Annotated in this window: 15 protein-coding genes; 14 read left to right on the forward strand and 1 reads right to left on the reverse strand. The window is 69.2% G+C overall.

Annotated features, from left to right (window positions below):
- The first annotated feature begins 376 nt into the window (after positions 1-376).
- The 3 genes from rho to FHS44_RS07880 all read left to right on the forward strand — a co-directional run bounded on the left by rho (position 377) and on the right by FHS44_RS07880 (position 4544).
- Entirely contained in the window at positions 377-2452 is a 2076-nt protein-coding gene (gene rho, locus FHS44_RS07870) for a transcription termination factor Rho (protein WP_184713171.1), read from the forward strand.
- Between the two features lie 125 nt (positions 2453-2577).
- On the forward strand, positions 2578-3894 hold the full coding sequence (locus FHS44_RS07875) for a sensor histidine kinase (protein ID WP_184713172.1): 1317 nt from the start codon (positions 2578-2580) through the stop codon (positions 3892-3894).
- 11 nt (positions 3895-3905) lie between these two features.
- Positions 3906-4544 carry a response regulator transcription factor gene (locus FHS44_RS07880; protein ID WP_184713488.1) on the forward strand — a complete coding sequence of 213 codons (639 nt, stop codon included), beginning with the start codon at positions 3906-3908 and terminating at the stop codon, positions 4542-4544.
- Between the two features lie 104 nt (positions 4545-4648).
- Here FHS44_RS07880 and FHS44_RS07885 read toward each other — a convergent pair whose 3' ends face one another.
- Complete coding sequence (locus tag FHS44_RS07885; protein WP_184713173.1) at positions 4649-5806, reverse strand: hypothetical protein; 1158 nt, start codon at positions 5804-5806, stop codon at positions 4649-4651.
- A gap of 277 nt (positions 5807-6083) precedes the next feature.
- Here FHS44_RS07885 and rpmE point away from each other — a divergent pair, with 277 nt between their 5' ends.
- The 11 genes from rpmE to atpE all read left to right on the forward strand — a co-directional run bounded on the left by rpmE (position 6084) and on the right by atpE (position 17293).
- Positions 6084-6302 (forward strand): 50S ribosomal protein L31, encoded by a 219-nt coding sequence (gene rpmE, locus FHS44_RS07890; RefSeq protein ID WP_184713174.1) that lies wholly within the window; start codon positions 6084-6086, stop codon positions 6300-6302.
- 109 nt (positions 6303-6411) lie between these two features.
- Entirely contained in the window at positions 6412-7464 is a 1053-nt protein-coding gene (gene prfA / locus FHS44_RS07895; protein ID WP_184713175.1) for a peptide chain release factor 1, read from the forward strand.
- Between the two features lie 9 nt (positions 7465-7473).
- On the forward strand, positions 7474-8328 hold the full coding sequence (gene prmC / locus FHS44_RS07900) for a peptide chain release factor N(5)-glutamine methyltransferase (RefSeq protein ID WP_184713176.1): 855 nt from the start codon (positions 7474-7476) through the stop codon (positions 8326-8328).
- Positions 8329-8349: 21 nt separating this feature from the next.
- A complete protein-coding gene (locus FHS44_RS07905; protein ID WP_184713177.1) occupies positions 8350-9144 on the forward strand; it encodes an L-threonylcarbamoyladenylate synthase in 795 nt (264 codons plus the stop codon).
- Between the two features lie 107 nt (positions 9145-9251).
- Positions 9252-11270 carry a hypothetical protein gene (locus FHS44_RS07910; protein ID WP_184713178.1) on the forward strand — a complete coding sequence of 673 codons (2019 nt, stop codon included), beginning with the start codon at positions 9252-9254 and terminating at the stop codon, positions 11268-11270.
- 16 nt (positions 11271-11286) lie between these two features.
- The gene (locus FHS44_RS07915) at positions 11287-11667 is read left to right on the forward strand and encodes a hypothetical protein (protein ID WP_184713179.1); all 381 of its coding nucleotides are present in this window, start codon (positions 11287-11289) and stop codon (positions 11665-11667) included.
- Between the two features lie 104 nt (positions 11668-11771).
- On the forward strand, positions 11772-13037 hold the full coding sequence (gene glyA / locus FHS44_RS07920) for a serine hydroxymethyltransferase (RefSeq protein WP_184713180.1): 1266 nt from the start codon (positions 11772-11774) through the stop codon (positions 13035-13037).
- Between the two features lie 57 nt (positions 13038-13094).
- Positions 13095-14426 (forward strand): glycosyltransferase family 4 protein, encoded by a 1332-nt coding sequence (locus FHS44_RS07925; RefSeq protein WP_184713181.1) that lies wholly within the window; start codon positions 13095-13097, stop codon positions 14424-14426.
- 1043 nt (positions 14427-15469) lie between these two features.
- Entirely contained in the window at positions 15470-15898 is a 429-nt protein-coding gene (locus FHS44_RS07930) for a Cg1360 family ATP-synthase-associated protein (RefSeq protein WP_184713182.1), read from the forward strand.
- Between the two features lie 305 nt (positions 15899-16203).
- Positions 16204-16995, forward strand: coding sequence for a F0F1 ATP synthase subunit A (gene atpB / locus FHS44_RS07935; protein ID WP_184713183.1), 792 nt, complete (start codon positions 16204-16206; stop codon positions 16993-16995).
- 67 nt (positions 16996-17062) lie between these two features.
- Positions 17063-17293: an ATP synthase F0 subunit C gene (gene atpE, locus FHS44_RS07940; protein WP_184713184.1), complete on the forward strand. Its 231-nt coding sequence runs from the start codon at positions 17063-17065 to the stop codon at positions 17291-17293.
- Positions 17294-17306: the final 13 nt, after the last annotated feature.

The raw sequence follows: 17306 nt of genomic DNA on the forward strand, positions 1-17306 counted from the left end.
GTCAGCCACACATCGCTGTCTCATTTCCCACTCCGTGGGGCGTGAGGGCCGCAGTGGCCTCCCCGAATCCGTCGCCTCCGAATGCTCCACATTCGGTTGGGGCAACGAGAGGCGGCGTTTGAGGGGACATGCGCGTTCGAACTACCTCGACATCTGGTTGCCGGTAGCAATCCGGGGGGTGTCCTCCAAGCCCCACCGTCGGCGAATCTCGATGGTGACGGCATGGATGTGCCCTTCCCCGACAGAGGCGACGGTCCCCAAGGGCCGTCGAGGATCGCGACGTGCAACCCGACCCGGTCTGTCCCACCGGGTCGATCGCACCACCGGGACGATTGGCTGATCATGGCCACGCCCGACCCCTGGGAAGGACCCATTAGTGAGCGACACCACCGAACTCCTCTCCGAAGCCACCGGCGCATCGCCGGAGGCCGGCGACACCCCCACCCGCGCCGCGGCCAAGCCGCGCCGTCGCTCCGGCACCGGCCTGTCCGCCATGGTGCTGCCTGAGCTGCAGGCCATGGCGTCCGGCCTCGGCATCAGCGGGACCGGGCGGATGCGCAAGAGCCAACTCATCGCGGCGATCCAGGAGAAGCAGGGCGTAGCCACAGAGAGCGCCCCGGCTCCCGTCGCGGCCAAGGAGGCCCCCGCGGCTCCCGCTCCCACCGCCGCCCCGGCCCCCGTGGCCGAGCCGGTCGCCGAGCGCCCGGCCCGCAGCCGGAGGGAACGTTCCCGCAGCGCCGCCGCCCCGGTGGCCGCGGAGCCGGTCGCCGAGCAGGCGCAGCCCGCCCCCGTGGCCCAGCAGGCGCCCGCTCCGGCCGCCGTCGCCGCCGAGCCCGTCGCCGCGGCTCCCGTCGTGGAGCAGCAGGCGGAGCCGGTGCAGGCGGAGACGCGTCCCGAGCGGGGCGAGAGCCGCCGTGAGCGCGGCGACCGCCGCCGCAACGGCGACCGCGGTGAGCGCGGTGAGCGCAGCGAGCGCGGCAACGACAGGCGCGAGCGTGGCGAGAGCCGTTCCGACCAGCGCGCCGCCGACGCGGGCCAGAACCGCGGGGAGCGCTCGAACGACCGGAGCAACGACCGCGGCAATGATCGCGGTAACGACCGGAGCAATGACCGCGGCAACGACCGTGGCGAGCGTTCGAACGACCGCGGGGACCGCAACGACAGGAACCAGCAGAACCGCGGCCCGCAGGACCGCAACGACCAGCACGGCATCGGCGACGACGACGACCGCCGTGGGCGCCGTGGCCGGTTCAGGGAGCGCAACCGCCGTGGGCGTGACCGTTTCGACAGCAACGAGCCCGTGGTCGGCGACGACGACGTCCTGATCCCGATCGCCGGCATCCTGGACATCCTCGACAACTACGCCTTCGTGCGGACCAGCGGCTACCTGCCGGGCGCCAACGACGTCTACGTCTCGCTCGCCCAGATCCGCCGCAACGGCCTGCGCAAGGGTGACGTGATCACCGGCGCCGTGCGCCAGCCCCGCGACGGTGAGCGCCGCGAGAAGTTCAACGCCCTCGTCCGCCTCGACACCGTCAACGGCATGGACCCGGAGCAGGCGCGGCAGCGGCCCGACTTCAACAAGCTCATCCCGCTGTACCCGCAGGAGCGGCTGCGCCTTGAGACCGAGCCGAACATCCTGACCACCAGGATCATCGACCTGGTCGCGCCGATCGGCAAGGGCCAGCGTGGTCTGATCGTCTCCCCGCCCAAGGCGGGCAAGACCATGGTGCTCCAGGCCATCGCCAACGCGATCACCAGGAACAACCCCGAGTGCCACCTGATGGTCGTCCTGGTGGACGAGCGTCCGGAAGAGGTCACCGACATGCAGCGGTCGGTGAAGGGCGAGGTCATCCACTCGACCTTCGACCGTCCCGCCGAGGACCACACCACGGTCGCCGAACTCGCCATCGAGCGGGCCAAGCGCCTGGTCGAGCTGGGCCACGACGTCGTCGTGCTCCTCGACTCCATCACCCGCCTCGGCCGCGCCTACAACCTGGCGGCCCCGGCCTCGGGACGCATCCTGTCCGGTGGCGTCGACTCGACCGCGCTCTACCCGCCGAAGCGCTTCTTCGGTGCCGCCCGCAACATCGAGAACGGCGGCTCGCTGACGATCCTCGCCACCGCGCTGGTCGAGACCGGCTCCAAGATGGACGAGGTCATCTTCGAGGAGTTCAAGGGCACAGGAAACCTGGAGCTCAAGCTCAACCGCCAGCTCGCGGACAAGCGGATCTTCCCCGCGGTTGACGTGGACGCCTCCGGCACCCGCAAGGAGGAGATCCTCCTGGGCAAGGACGAGCTCCAGATCATCTGGAAGCTGCGGCGTGTGCTGCACGCGCTGGACATGCAGCAGGCTCTTGAGCTTCTCCTGGAGAAGATGAAGGAGACCAAGTCCAACGCGGAGTTCCTGCTCCAGGTCAGGACGACGACCGTCAGCTCCGACCGCGACTGACCCACCCGTCTCGTACGGCACAGCGCCCCGGCCCCACGGCCGGGGCGTTCGCCGTTCGCGGCCCTTGTGGGATTCGCTTCCTCCGGGATATCCATACTTCGGGGGTAGGGCATGGGGAGGCTCGCATGACGGCCGGGACTGCGCCCGTGGCGCGGACACCGCTGCGGCTGCGTGTCCCGCTGGGCCCCAACGGGCCGCTGGGCATGCTCGTCGATCCGATGACCTGGCGTGCCGTGCCGTACCTTCTGGGGGGCGTCTTCCACGGCATGGTCTGTCTCGCCGTGCTGGGCTCGGTGATCCCGTTCGCGCTGACGCTGGCGGTCCTGTGGGTCGGGGCGCCGCTGCTCGCGCTGACCATGGTGGCCTCCCGTGGCGCGGCGATGCTCGAACGCCGTCTCGTCAGGCTGGCCTTCGGCGTCAAAATCCCCGACCCCTACCGGCCCGGGGTGCGCGGCAACCCGCTGCTGCGCTGCGGGGGAGCGCTCGCCGACCCCGCGACCTGGAAGGACCTGCTGTATCTGGCGCTGTTGCCGGTCGTCGGCCTGGTGGAGTTCGTCGTCTCCGCGATCCTGTGGGCCGTCACCCTCGCCCTGCTGGTCACGCCGCCGCTGGTGCTGTCCGGGTGGGCCGGGGTGCAGATCGTCGGTGACCTGACGGTCGACGGCCCGGTCGGAGCGCTGATGTGCGTCCCCCTGGGGCTCGGGGCGTTCGTCGTGACGCTGTACGCGACGCGGGGGATGGCGCGGCTGCACGGGCTGCTGGCCGTGGCGCTGCTCGGCTCGAAGGAGCCCCCTGCCAAGTCCTCGGTCGCCGGGGCGGCCCGCCTGAGCGCCAGCAGGGCACGCGGAGCCGACGCTGCCGAGGCCGAACGGCGCAGGATCGAGCGTGACCTGCACGACGGCGCCCAGCAGCGGCTGCTGTCCGTCGCCATGGACCTCGGCCGCGCCCAGACCAAGCTGGACAGCGATCCCGAGACCGCGAGGCGGCTGCTCGCCCAGGCCCACGAGGGCGCCAAGGCCGCCATCGCCGAGCTGCGCGACCTCGCGCGGGGCATCCACCCGGCGATCCTCACCGACCGGGGTCTCGACGCGGCCCTGTCCGCGCTGGCGGCCAGGGCGCCCGTGCGGGTCGCCGTTTCGGTGGAGATCGCCGAGCGGCCTCCCGCGGCCGTCGAGAGCACCGCCTACTTCGTGGTGGCCGAGGCGCTGACCAACATGGTCAAGCACTCGGGGGCGACCGAGGCCTCGGTCAGGGTCGGTCTGCGCGACGGGAAGGTGGTCGTCGAGGTCCGCGACAACGGTTCCGGTGGCGCGCTCGCCCGTCCCGGGGGAGGGCTGGCGGGCCTGGCCGACCGGGCGGCGACCGTCGACGGCGTCCTCGGGGTGGACAGCCCACCCGGGGGCCCGACCGTGATCCGTGCCGAACTCCCCTGCGCGTGGTGAACACTTGGACCATGCGCGTGGTGATCGCCGAGGACTCCGTGTTGCTCCGTGAGGGCCTGGCCAGGCTCCTCGACGACGGCGGTATCGAGACCGTCGCGGCGGTCGGTGACGGCCCCTCGCTGGTGGCCGCGGTCGCCGAGCACGATCCCGACCTGGCGATCGTGGACGTGCGGATGCCGCCGACCCACCGGGACGAGGGGCTGCGCGCCGCCCTGGAGGCCCGGACGCTGCGGCCCGGCCTGCCGGTCCTGGTGCTCTCGCAGTACGTCGAGGAGCGCTACGCGGCGGACCTGGCCGGTGGGGGAGCGGCGCCGTTCGGCTATCTGCTCAAGGAGCGGGTCGCGGACGTGACCGACTTCCTCGACGCCGTGCGCCGGGTCGCGGCGGGGGCGACGGTCCTCGACCCCGAGGTGATCGACCGGCTCCTCGACCGCGTGGGCGGCCCGCTCGGCTCCCTGAGCGGCAGGGAGCACGCGGTGCTGGCCCTGATGGCGCAGGGCCGCTCGAACTCGGCGATAGCCGTACGGCTGGCCGTCACCGAGGGGGCCGTGGAGAAGCACATCTCCAGCATCTTCGCCAAACTCGGCCTCGGCCACGCCCCCGACGACCACCGCAGGGTGCTCGCCGTACTGGCCTATCTGGGGTTGTGAACGGCGAGAACGCCCGGCGGGAGCAGAGCCGCCGGGCGTTCTCGATCAATCTGTCCTCTGTACGGCTTGCGCCCGGGGTTGGGGACGCGAGCCGTGCAGGGGACTCAGCGGACGTCCACGAACTCCGAGGCGGAGGTGGACCCGGAGGTGGTGCTGGTGCCGGGGGCCACGGCGTGCCAGTAGGCGTCCACCTTGGGCCTGACGACCTTGCTGTACTTGCCCTTGCTGTTGGCCTTGGTGACGGCGAAGAAGACCCACTTCGTGGAGCCCTTCTTGCGGTAGTACAGCTCGACGTTCTTGCGGGCGTAGGCCGAGCTGCCCCGGTAGACGGCGCCGTAGAGGCGGACCGTCTTGCCCTTGCGGACCTTGTTCGCGTTGACGTCGAAGGAGATCTTGGACTTGACCTTCTTCTTCTTGGCCTTCTTGAGCTGGACGCTGAAGGTGTCGGCCCGCTCGTACTTGATGCTCTCGTTGCCCCGCGTGATGGTCACGTCGAGGGTCCAGGCACCGGTGGTGAAGTCGCTGTCGAACCAGGTGTCCTGGTACCACGAGTTGGCGCTGTTGCCCTTGTCGAGGTTGAGGTCGACCGAGTCGTTGCCGTCGTTGCCGTCGTTGCTGTAGAGGCGGGCGGAGACCGAGGTGGCGCCGCCGGCCACGGTGGCCTTGACGGCGACCTTGGTGTCATCGTTCGTGGTGACGACGACCGGGTCGGTCACCGCGGCGCCGACGAGCTTGAGCTGTGGGTTGACCGCGATCTCCTCGACACACGGCTGCGCGGTGCCGCGGACGGGGTTGAGCTTGAGCAGCCACTTGCCGTCCTTGTCGTCCTTGGTGACGGTGAACTTGCCCGTCACCTTGGCCTCACCGAGGGCCGCCGACTGCTCGTTGTCCGTGGTGATGGCGGGAGGCACGGGAAGGTCGAGGTCGACCTTCGTGCCCGTGGTGGCCCCCGGCTTGACGATCTCCCCGCCGAGGGCGGTGATGTCCGGTACGGCCTTGCCGTCCGGTCCCTTCGCCCACTTCCCGTCGGCCTTCTTGAAGGGGTTCTTGAGGGTGGCCGTGACGGTCACCTCGTTGTTGTCCTTGAGGGGGACGAACGCGTCGGTCCACTCCACCTTGGAGAACTCGGCGGATCCGGCGCACCGGGCGTCGGCGCGGGCGCTGGTCAGAGCCGACTGGGAGGCGAGAGCTGTGGTCGTACCGCTGGCGAAGACGGCTGCCCCCGTTGCGGTCGCGAGGAGCAACCGCATTCCGTTCCTCATCTTTGGTCCCCTTACTCGGGTGAAAATAGTGGTAAAAGTTACGGTTTGGGCACCGGAGCCTAGTGGTACGAATGGGGGCCGTCCACACAAACCCGATCATGGGCACCGGGGAATGTCCCGTGGCCTGGGATGGTTGGAGCATCTGGCACACTGGTAGCCGAACCGCAGCGGTTCCGGTTCCCGCCCGCGCGCACCACGGTGTGCTATCGCGCGTACGCCTCGACAGGCGAAGACAGTGGCGACCCGGCGACCGCGCATTGGAGAGGAACCAAAGGACATGAAGCCCGATATTCACCCGGACTACGTCACCACCGAGGTGACCTGCACCTGTGGTAACACCTTCACCACCCGCAGCACCGCGAAGAACGGCGTGATCCACGCCGACGTGTGCTCCGCCTGCCACCCGTTCTACACGGGCAAGCAGAAGATCCTGGACACCGGCGGCCGGGTGGCGCGCTTCGAGCGGCGCTTCGGCAAGAAGACCACGGGCCAGTAGCTCCCATCCCGACGCCGGCCCGGAAGGCTCCTCGTCCACGAGGAGTGCCCCGGGTCGGCGTTCGTGGTGATGAGGCAGGTTTCGTCAGGTACTTCTAGGAGGACGCACGGTGAATCTCGACGAGCTGCTCAGTGAGTACGCCGAGCTGGAACTCAAGCTCGCCGATCCCACCGTGCACGCCAACCCCACGCAGGCGCGCACGTTCGGCAGGCGCTACGCCGAGCTGACGCCCATCGTCAACACCTACCGCGAGCTCCAGGGGGTCACCAACGACCTGGAGACCGCCAGGGAGCTGGCGTCCGAGGACGAGGCGTTCGCCGAGGAGGCCAAGGAGCTTGAGGCCCGCGTCCCCGAGCTTGAGGAGAAGCTCAGGCACCTGCTGGTCCCGCGTGATCCCAACGATGACAAGGACATCATCATGGAGATCAAGGCGGGCGAGGGCGGTGAGGAGTCGGCGCTGTTCGCCGGTGACCTCCTGCGGATGTACCTCAGGTACGCCGAGCGTGTCGGCTGGAAGACCGAGTTGATCGACGCCACCCACTCCGACCTGGGCGGATACAAGGACGTCACCGTGGCGGTCAAGGCCAGGGGCGACGACGGCGTGTGGTCGAAGCTGAAGTTCGAGGGCGGCGTGCACCGCGTCCAGCGGGTGCCGGTGACCGAGTCGCAGGGGCGCATCCACACCAGCGCCGCGGGCGTGCTCGTCTACCCGGAGGCCGAGGAGGTGGACGTGCAGGTCGATCCCAACGACCTCAGGATCGACGTCTACCGTTCGAGCGGCCCCGGCGGCCAGAGCGTCAACACCACCGACTCCGCAGTGCGGATCACGCACATCCCGACCGGCGTGGTCGCCTCCTGCCAGAACGAGAAGAGCCAGCTCCAGAACAAGGAGTCGGCCATGCGCATCCTGCGCGCCCGGCTCCAGGCCATCGCGGAGGAGGAGGCGAACGCCGCCGCCATGGCCGAGCGCAAGTCCCAGATCCGCACGGTTGACCGCTCAGAGCGCATCCGCACCTACAACTTCCCCGAGAACCGCATCTCCGACCACCGCGTGGGCTTCAAGGCCTACAACCTCGACCAGGTTCTGGACGGGGATCTCTCGGCTGTGATTCAGTCCCTGCTCGACGCCGAGATGGCGGAGAAGCTCGCAGACCACTCATAGAACGCGCCCATGACCTTTCTGCTGGACGAGATCGCCCTCGCCACCGCCCGGCTCGCCGAGGCAGGTGTGCCCTCGCCGCGCACGGACGCCGAGGAGATCGCCGCGTTTGTCCACGGGGTACGGCGCAGCGAGCTGCACAACGTGACCGACGCGGAGTTCGACGCGCTGTTCTGGGAGGGCATCGCCCGCCGCGAGGCCCGCGAACCGCTCCAGCACATCACCGGCCGCGCCTACTTCCGCTACCTGTCCCTTGAGGTCGGGCCCGGGGTGTTCGTCCCGCGTCCCGAGACCGAGGTCGTCGCGGGGTGGGCGATCGAGCGGCTGCGGGAGATGGACGTCGCCTCCCCGGTGGTCGTCGATCTCGGCACCGGCTCCGGCGCCATCGCGCTGTCCATCGCCCAGGAGATCGCGCTGGCCACCGTGCACGCCGTCGAGGTCGATCCCGGCGCCTACCGCTGGGCCAAGCGCAACATCCTGGAGCACGGTCAGGACCGGGTCCACCTGCACCCCGAGGACCTGGCCGACGCGCTGCCCGAGCTCAACGGGCAGGTCGACCTGGTCATCTCCAACCCGCCCTACATCCCGCCCGGCGCGATCCCCAGGGATCCCGAGGTGCGCGACTACGATCCACGGCGCGCGCTGTACGGCTCGGGCAGCGACGGCCTCGACGAGGTCAGGGCCGTCGAGCGGACCGCGAGGCGGCTGCTGCGCCCCGGAGGGTTCGTCGCCGTCGAGCACGCCGACCAACAGGGGACGGCGGTCTATCTGCTCTTCCCCGAGGACAACGGCTGGCGAGATGTGCGTAGCCGCCAGGACCTGACCCGCAGGGACCGCTTCGTCACCGCCCGTTTCGGCCAAGAATAGGCAAGAATAGGATGGTATGCCGTGAGTCGACGTTATGACTGCTCAGACCCCGACCAGCGGGCCATGGGGCTGGCGGACGTGGTGATAGCCATCCCGAAGTACGAGCTCGTGGTCTTCCCGACCGACACCGTCTACGGGGTCGGGGTTGACGCCTTCATCCCACCGGCCGTGACGAAGCTGCTTGAGGCGAAGGGTCGCGGGCGCGACATGCCCCCGCCCGTGCTGGTGGGAACCGTCCGCGCGGCCACGGCCCTGGTCGACACCCTCGGTCCGTACGGCCAGGACCTCATCGACGCCTTCTGGCCCGGCCCGCTCACGCTGATCTGCCGCGCCAACCGGTCGCTGTCCTGGGACCTGGGCGACACCAAGGGCACCGTGGCCATCAGGATGCCCCAGCACCCCCTCGCCCTCGAACTGCTCAAGCAGACCGGCCCGCTCGCGGTCTCCAGCGCCAACCGCTCCGGGGCCCCCGCGGCGACCACGGCCGCGGAGGCCGAGGAGCAGCTCGGCGACTCCGTCGGGGTCTACCTCGACGGCGGCCCGACCGAGGGCAACATCCCCTCCACGATCCTCGACCTGACCACGGCAGTGCCCAGGCTGCTGCGCAGGGGCGCCATCCCGGTGGGACGGCTGCGCGGCGTGGTCGGCTACGTGGCCACGGACGGGGAGCCCGAGCCGGACGCGGACGCGGCGGAGGCGGAACAGAAGGCGGAGACCAAGCCCGAGCCGGGGACCGCCACCGGGACCGCTTCAGGGGCCGCTTCTGGGACCGAGGTGAAGCCGGAGGCCGGTGCGAAGCCGGAATCCCGCGACTGAACGGTGGATCCGCACCCCATATCGTGATCCATACTGTCTGATTATCATCGTGACGCCGGGCTGCCCCGCCGGTACCTTGAGGTGGCCGACACTTCCGGGAGACGTCCATGGGCAAGTTAGACGGAATGGACCCCAAGCTGGTCCGTGATCTGCTGTCCGAGGTGCGACAGGCGGCGGAGCGCATGCGGACCACGGAGGGCCGGGTCGCTCGCATGATCAGCTCGGCGGGGCTGTCCGCGCAGTCCACGCACCGTCCCTCCCAGGTCGCCGACGCGTGTGACGTCATGGTCCGCGACGTCTCGGGGAGGGTCGAGCTCCTGGAGAAGCGGGTCAAGCAGGAGGGCGGAGCCTCCGCCGGACAGCCGGTGTCGAGCGGCGACAAGGCCGGGGACCACAGGGCGGAGACGTCCGGGGTCGCGGACGCCAAGGGCGAGGCCTCCAAGGACGGTTCGAAGGACGCGGGTGCCAAGGAGCACGAGAAGCCCGGCACCCCCAAGGCGGAGGACCTCAAGCCCGCCGTACGGCCTGACGACGCTCCCAAGGACGACCAAAAGCCGGAGACCAAGTCCGACGCGGACGCCAAGCCGGACGCCGGTTCCAAGGGGGACGAGCGCTCCCCGAGGGACGGGCAGCCGTCGCAGACCCGCCCGGACCCCGACACCAAGCCCGACGCGGGTTCGAAGGGCGACGAGCGCTCCCCGAGGGATGGCGACCGCCCGGACTCCGCTACCAAGCCGGACGCGGACTCCAAGGGCGAGCACTCCTCCTCGGACGCGAAGCCGGACGCGGGTTCGAAGGGTGACGAGCGTTCGCCGAGGGATGGCGACCGTCCGGATTCCAGTGCCAAGCCGGACACGGGCTCCAAGGGCGGGGATTCCTCTTCGGACGCGAAGCCGGACGCGGGTTCGAAGGGCGATGAGCGTTCTCCGAGGGAGGATTCCTCTTCGGATGGCGGTTCCAAGGGCGGGGATTCCTCCTCGGAGGCCAAGCCGGACGCGGGTTCGAAGGGCGATGAGCGTTCTCCGAGGGAGGACTCCTCCTACGGGTCTTCTTCGGATGGCGGTTCGAAGGGTGGGGACTCCTCGGACGCGAAGCCGGACGCCGGTTCCAAGGGTGACGAGCGTTCGCCCAGGGACGACGGGAAGGTCGACATCCTCGACACCCCGCAGAAGGACCATCCCGACGACGTTGACCAGGCAGGGGCGGACAAGCCGAAGGTCGTGGAGGTGGACGGGGAGAAGGTGCTGCAGATCCCCCTCGACTCGCCGACCGCGGAGCAGGTCAACACGCTGCTCGACCACATCGAGGACGTCCCGCTGCTCGACGCCGCCGACGGGAACCCGGATCCGGGCGGTACGGCGCAGCCCTCGGGCGACACGGGCTCCGGCCCCCAGGGGGGCGACGCCAACCCCGGTCTTCACAGTGGTCCCGACGGCGCGGACTCCCACCAGGCGGGTAAGGCGGATCCGTACGAGGCGTCGCCGTCGGCGAAACCGGCCCTGCCGATTCCCGACACCGTCGAGCAGGCCCTCGACCCCGCCCCGCAGAACATGGGCGGCCAGACGAGCACCCAGGCCGTCGGCGCCTTCTACGACGGCGGTTCGACGAACCAGACGACTCAGGCGGCTCAGACGGGCACCCAGGCCACGAACGCCCACGCGACCTCCGCGAACACCCACGCGGCCGGGACCCACGCGACGGGCACCCACGCCTCCGACAGCGGGGGCGGTCAGACGTCCGGGACGCACTCGACGAACTCCCACGCCACAGGGACCCACGCGGCCGGGACCGACAGCACGGGTGGCCAGACGTCCGGGAGCGACACCAAGGGCACCCACCCCACCTCCTCGGGCGGCGACCACAAGACTGTGATCAACACCGCGCCCGCCCATCACCCGGTGGCCCATACCGCGGACCCGAAGGACGGGGTGCTCGCGCAGTGGGCCAAGGAGGCCGACACCGCCGGAGACACCGGGAAGGCCGACGGGTTCTACGGTGACGACTGGGAGGAAGAAGAGGGGACGTGGAGGCCCGCGAACGACGGGCAGGGGGGTTCGCAGGGCGCCGTCCTGCGGGAGGACCCGTCACGGCCGTCCACGCCGTCCGGTCCGGGTGTGGTGAAGTGAACGTGAGGAGCCTGTGATGTTCGTGGACCCGCCCGCCCCGCAGCCGTTGCAGCCGGGGGAGACCCCGCCCGTCTCGGGGAGTCCGGGCCTGCCCACGCCCGACATGGCCGTCTCCTGGGAGTTCAACCCCGACTACCAGCGGCTGGTCATGATGTGGCGGCAGGTGCTGCCCGAGCTGGACGCGCTGACGTCGAGCCTGGAGAAGGCCTACCAGATGGCCAGGAGCAAGGACGTCTGGGACGCCCCGGTCTCCGGGCGGTATGTGGAGGAGATGGCCGAGTGGCGCACGCGGCTCGGCCTCTACCGGCAGGCGATCCTGACCTCCATCAGCGACCAGGCGGCCGACACGCCCAGGTGGATACCCGTCAACGCGGGCGCGCCGCACGCCTTCTCCTGAGGCGCACCCGGGCCTGAACCCTCGGGAAAACGCTCCCCTGGCGTGGGGCGAAGGCGGCGGACAGGCATACAGTGGGGTGAGTCGTCATCCCCGGGATGTGAGCCATGGGTGCTGAGCCTTACTACGGGCCCGACTTCGGCCTCCTGCAGAGACAAGATCCCGAGATAGCGCAGGTCCTGCTCGACGAGCTCGACCGGGCCCGCGACGGCGTGCAGCTCATCGCCAGCGAGAACTTCGCCTCACCCGCCGTGCTCGCCGCGCTCGGATCGACGCTGACCAACAAGTACGCCGAGGGATATCCCGGCAGGCGTTACTACGCGGGCTGCGAGGCCGTCGACCGAGCCGAGCAACTCGCCATCGACCGGGCCAGACGCCTGTTCGACGCGGACCACGTCAACGTGCAGCCCCACTCGGGCACCTCGGCCAACCTGGCGGCCTACGCGGCGCTGCTCCAGCCGGGTGACACGGTGCTGGCCATGGAGCTGTCCCACGGCGGGCACCTCACCCACGGTTCCAGGGTCAACTTCTCAGGCCGCTGGTTCGACGTCGTCGCGTACGGCGTGCGCAGGGACACCGAGCTGATCGACTACGACGAGGTCAGGGAGCTGGCGCTGCGCCACCAGCCCAAGATGATCATCTGCGGTGCCACGGCCTATCCCCGGCAGATCGACTTCGCGGCCTTCAGGGGGATCGCGGACGAGGTCGGCGCCTGGCTGCTGGCCGACATCGCGCACACCGTCGGGCTGATGGCGGGAGGCGCCACACCGTCCGCCGTGCCGTACGCGGACGTGGTGACCTTCACCACGCACAAGGCGCTGCGGGGGCCGAGGGGCGGCGGGATCATGTGCACCGCGGAGCTGGCGGGCAGGATCGACCGGGCGGTCTTCCCGTTCAGCCAGGGTGGCCCGCTCATGCACGCGATCGCGGCCAAGGCCGTCGCCTTCGGCGAGGCGCTCAGGCCCGAGTTCGCCGAGTACACCCGGCAGGTGGTCGCCAACGCCAGGGCGCTGGCCGACGGGCTGTCCGCCGAGGGCATGCGGCCGGTGTCCGGGGGCACCGACAGCCATCTGGCCCTGGTCGACCTGCGGGACGCGGGGGTCACCGGCGCCCTCGCCGAGCAGCGGTGCGCCGCGGCGGGCATCACGCTCAACCGCAACGCGATCCCCTACGACCCCGAGCCCCCCACGGTCACCTCGGGGATCCGGGTTGGCACCCCCTGCGTCACCACCCAGGGCATGGGGACCGAGGAGATGAAGGAGGTCGCCTCGATGGTGGCACGGGTCGTCAAGGACCCGTCCGCCGTGGCGGAGACCAGGGAGCGGGCGAGGGAGCTGGCGCACGCCCATCAGATATATGACAGGGAACTATGAGGTGTTCTGTCATGGTTTTCGGTCACAGACGGCCCCACTATCAGAGAAACTAGGTCCGTGCGCGAATACCTACTCATGGCACTGGTCGCGGCGGCGGCCACGTACCTGCTGGTCCCGCTGGTCCGCGTGTTCGCCATCCGCATCGGCGCGATGCCGGAGGTCCGTGATCGTGACGTGCACACCATCCCCACCCCCAGACTCGGCGGCCTGGCCATGTACGGCGGGCTCGTCGCCGGCCTCCTGATCGCGAGCAGCCTGCCGTACGCGGGGGGCAAGCTGGGGGAGGACGGTTTCGCGGACGGCAACACCGCGATCGCGCTGATCGCGGCGGGCGGCCTGATCACGCTCACCGGCTTCCTCGACGACTGGTGGGGGATGAGCGCGCTGGTCAAGCTGGCCGGGCAGATCGGCGCCGCGGGCATCCTGGTGTCCTTCGGCGTCACCCTGCCGTGGCTCCCGCTGCCCAACGCCCTGGGCGGGCAGATCATCCTCGATCCGACGACCATCGGCCCGTTGATCACCATCCTGGTCGTGGTCGTCACGATCAACGCGGTGAACTTCGTCGACGGGCTCGACGGACTCGCCGCCGGGATCGTCGGCATCGCCGCGATGGCCACCTGGGTCTACTCCGTCGTCCTGTCCAGCTATTTCGGTAACACCAGCATCAACGTCACGGCGGTCATCACCTCGGTGCTGATCGGGGTCTGCCTGGGTTTCCTGCCGCACAACTTCCACCCGGCGAAGATCTTCATGGGCGACACCGGGGCGATGCTGATCGGGCTGGTCCTGTCCTCCACGATGATCACCATCACGCAGCTCGACTCGACAACCATCAACCGCTTCCCGGTCGTCCTGCCGCTGCTGGTGCCCGTCGCCATCCTGGTGCTGCCGCTGCTGGACCTGATCATGGCGGTGATCCGGCGCACCTCGAACGGCCTTTCGCCCTTCGCGCCCGACCGTGGCCACCTGCACCACCGGCTGCTGGACATCGGCCACTCGCACCGGCGCACGGTGCTGATCATGTACGCCTGGACGTTCCTGTTCGCCTTCACCGTCGTGGCGATGGCCGTCGAGGGCCTCCCGCTGGTGCTGTTCCTGCTGACCTTCCTGCTGGCGGTCGTGGTGCTCGTGGTGATGGCGTTGCCGCGCTGGCGCGCGCGCAGGAAGGCGGGGGGCGGTCGTCACGTGCGTGCGGAGGCACAGCCGCCTCCCCCGCCACAGCCGTACGGCCAGCCCCCGCAGTATCCAGGCACCCCTGGCGCCCCCATGACGGCCCTGGGCGCCCCGGTGGCCTATCCTCCGGCCCAGGCGGCCGGTGCGGGCGACGACACGGCCGTGCTGTCGGCGATCCCCGGCCCCGGTTTCTCCAACCCCGAGATGCTCCCCTGAGGCCGCTGTCGGCCTCCCGCCGTGTGTGATCGGTCACTGTACGGCGGGCGCCGGTGCCTCCCCGTGTCCCTTCCCGGGCGCTGGGGGGCCGTCGCGGGCCCGTCGCGGGTGGAGGCGGCGAGGGCCGTCGCGCAGGTGGGGCGGCGGTATATCGGACAGGGATTCCCGGTGGGGCAAAACGGAGTGGGCCTCGGGATCCGGCCGCTTTCCCGGTGAATGCCGGGTCGCCGCCCGTCTTTCGACGCCGTGATCTGACCGTCCCTTCCCTGAGAAGGAACATGGGATTGTCGTCCTATGCCATGCAAAGTCTGAATTGTTACTGGAGTGATCTCCGCGCATAGCTGCTGGAGGGTATGAAAGCCGCAATTCGGATGCGTTCTTCGGCGGTGCCGTACGGCCCGGGAGTGGTCTTCTCTCCGGGGGCGCGGGACGCCCCCCGCGGCGGGTGACGCCCGGTGCCGGAGGAGGGGCGGAATGTGGGCGGGGGGCGGGTACGGCGAAGCCGCTGATCAGAGGCGGGCGGCGCCGTACGACACGGGGAAATCCGGGGTAAGGTCATGACTCCGCATAATGAACCCCCGGTCCTTTACTCCGGCGCTGGGAGACCGTGTTCGATCCCGGTCAGACAGAGTTCGTATTCGTGTGATGTGGTGCATGAGAGGCGTTAAAGGAAAACGGTTCTTTTTCCCCAGCCAATGGCGCGGAGAAATTGATCGCGAACTTTTGGGAGTGGAAAAGTGTATGCTCGTTCACCGGGATCGGCGGCCCGTATCCACCGGTCCGCGGGGTCGGGTGAACCGTCGGGGGCATCGACGTCACGGCGCGACCGAATGTGGCTTTCCTGATGGGAGGCGCGCCGAGGTGTTCCCGAGGGTGGCGGGCCACACCGCGTTCGGCTGCCGGTCACTTCTTGATCGTTTACTTGAAACGGCAGGTAAAGGCGGCCTTCGAGAGCTTGTGATAGCTTTCACTAGCGGGAAGGCGTCATGAACGCATCCTGCGCCGTAGCAATTGCTCGCTTGATAACCGTACCTGGAGCACCGATGCAGGCCAACGATCTCCAAGTCCTCAAAGCCGCCGCGATCCCCACGGCGCTACTGGGGCTGGTCGCCGTTGTCGTCTCCGCGGTCCTCTCGGGCGGCAAGGGGGCGCTGGGAGCGGGCATCGGCGTCCTGGTGGTCGGCGCCTTCTTCACGATCGGCCTGCTGGCCGTCGCCTACGCGGCCCGGATCTCGCCCACCATGATGATGGCCGCGGCGATGGGCATCTTCTTCACCAAGATTCTCGCGCTGGTGGTGCTGCTGACCGTCTTCGAGGACACCACCGTGTGGAGCCCCATGGCCTTCGCCCTGACGGTCATCGCGTGCACGATCTGCTGGACGGCCGGCGAGGCGCGCGGCTTCCTGAAGCTCCGGATGCTCTACGTCGACCCCGACGCCACGGTGCCCGGCCAGTTCGGGAGCAAGCGATGACAGGTCGCGATCCTCACGGGCCGTCCCCTAAGCTCGTCATGGCAGACGAGGCAGGACCGGTCACGGTCGGCCCTCCCGGGAGAGAGAACCCTGGAGGCTGGCCTGATATGACTAGTCAGAGCCGCGCCTGCTATTGTCGCGTGCGCGATAAACGTCGCGATAGACGAAGGTAGAGGATCGTCCTTCGGAGCCATCGAGCCCTGGTCGCCTCGCCATCTTCACCCTCCTCGTCCGGCCGGCCTGCACACGGCGCGGTAGCTGGATGACACCCTCTTGACCAATCATCACGACGAAGGGAACGCCGAGTGAGCGCCGCGCTGACGCCTCTCGCCTCCGAGGAGTTCCATGCTCCGGGGCTCGGCATATTCGACTGGCCGCCGCTCGTCGAAGGTCAGGCCTGGTTCAACAAGCCGGCTCTCCTCGCCTTCACCGGCGGGTTGCTGGTCATCGCCTTCGCCTTCGCCGCCTTCTCCCGGCCCAAGCTGGTGCCCAGGGGCGTGCAGAACGTCGGTGAGCTCGCCTACGAGTTCGTTCGCGAGCAGATCGCCAGGCCGAACCTCGGCAAGGACAGCGACCGGTGGATGCCGTTGCTGTTCACCATGTTCCTCTTCGTGTGGATCATGAACCTGTTCGGCTCCATCATCTTCATCCAGTTCCCGGTGATGTCGCGCATCGGCTACCCCGCGGTCCTCGCGATCGGGGTGTGGGTGCTGGTGATGTACCTGGGCATCAAGAACCAGGGCCCCATCAAGTTCTTCACGAACGTGATGTTCCCGCCCGGCCTGCCGACCTGGATCTACTTCCTGGTCGCGCCGATCGAGCTCATCTCCACGTTCTTCCTGCGCCACATCACGCACGCGATCCGGTTGTTCGCCACCATGATGGCCGGTCACCTGATCATCGCCCTGTTCTCCGAGGTCGGCTGGCACTTCCTGTTCGTCCAGCTGACCCCGCTCGGCGCTCCGGTCGGCGTGTTGGGGGTCGTCATGACGATCCTGCTGACGGCCTTCGAGCTGTTCATCCAGGCGCTGCAGGCCTACGTGTTCGCGTTGCTGACCGCCATGTTCATCAACGACGCCCTGCACGCCGCGCACTAAGACTTCCCTCTCACCGCCAGAGAACCCAGTGGACCCTCCACTGGTCGATAGAAAAGGAAACCAACCCATGAGTGGTCTGCTCGCCGACGTGACCGGCAACCTCGGTTCCATCGGCTACGGCCTCGCAGCGATCGGCCCTGGCGTCGGCATCGGCATCATCTTCGGTCAGGGCGTGCAGGCCATCGCCCGCCAGCCCGAGGCCTACGGCCTGATCCGCCAGAACATGATCCTGGGCTTCGTGTTCGCCGAGGCGCTCGCGCTGATCGGTATCGCGCTCGCGTTCGTCTTCCGGGCCTGACATATCACCCCGC

It is taken from the genome of Streptosporangium saharense (genome assembly GCF_014203715.1).
In the GTDB taxonomy this organism is placed as follows: domain Bacteria; phylum Actinomycetota; class Actinomycetes; order Streptosporangiales; family Streptosporangiaceae; genus Streptosporangium; species Streptosporangium saharense.

Bases quoted from the DNA above. Each gene is read 5' to 3' on its own strand.
- FHS44_RS07910 (WP_184713178.1), top strand. From the start codon at position 9,252: ATGGGCAAGTTAGACGGAATGGACCCCAAGCTGGTCCGTGATCTGCTG.
- FHS44_RS07875 (WP_184713172.1), top strand. From the start codon at position 2,578: ATGACGGCCGGGACTGCGCCCGTGGCGCGGACACCGCTGCGGCTGCGT.
- prmC (WP_184713176.1), top strand. From the start codon at position 7,474: ATGACCTTTCTGCTGGACGAGATCGCCCTCGCCACCGCCCGGCTCGCC.
- rpmE (WP_184713174.1), top strand. From the start codon at position 6,084: ATGAAGCCCGATATTCACCCGGACTACGTCACCACCGAGGTGACCTGC.
- FHS44_RS07915 (WP_184713179.1), top strand. From the start codon at position 11,287: ATGTTCGTGGACCCGCCCGCCCCGCAGCCGTTGCAGCCGGGGGAGACC.
- glyA (WP_184713180.1), top strand. From the start codon at position 11,772: ATGGGTGCTGAGCCTTACTACGGGCCCGACTTCGGCCTCCTGCAGAGA.
- FHS44_RS07880 (WP_184713488.1), top strand. From the start codon at position 3,906: ATGCGCGTGGTGATCGCCGAGGACTCCGTGTTGCTCCGTGAGGGCCTG.
- atpE (WP_184713184.1), top strand. From the start codon at position 17,063: ATGAGTGGTCTGCTCGCCGACGTGACCGGCAACCTCGGTTCCATCGGC.
- FHS44_RS07930 (WP_184713182.1), top strand. From the start codon at position 15,470: ATGCAGGCCAACGATCTCCAAGTCCTCAAAGCCGCCGCGATCCCCACG.
- FHS44_RS07885 (WP_184713173.1), bottom strand. From the start codon at position 5,806: ATGAGGAACGGAATGCGGTTGCTCCTCGCGACCGCAACGGGGGCAGCC.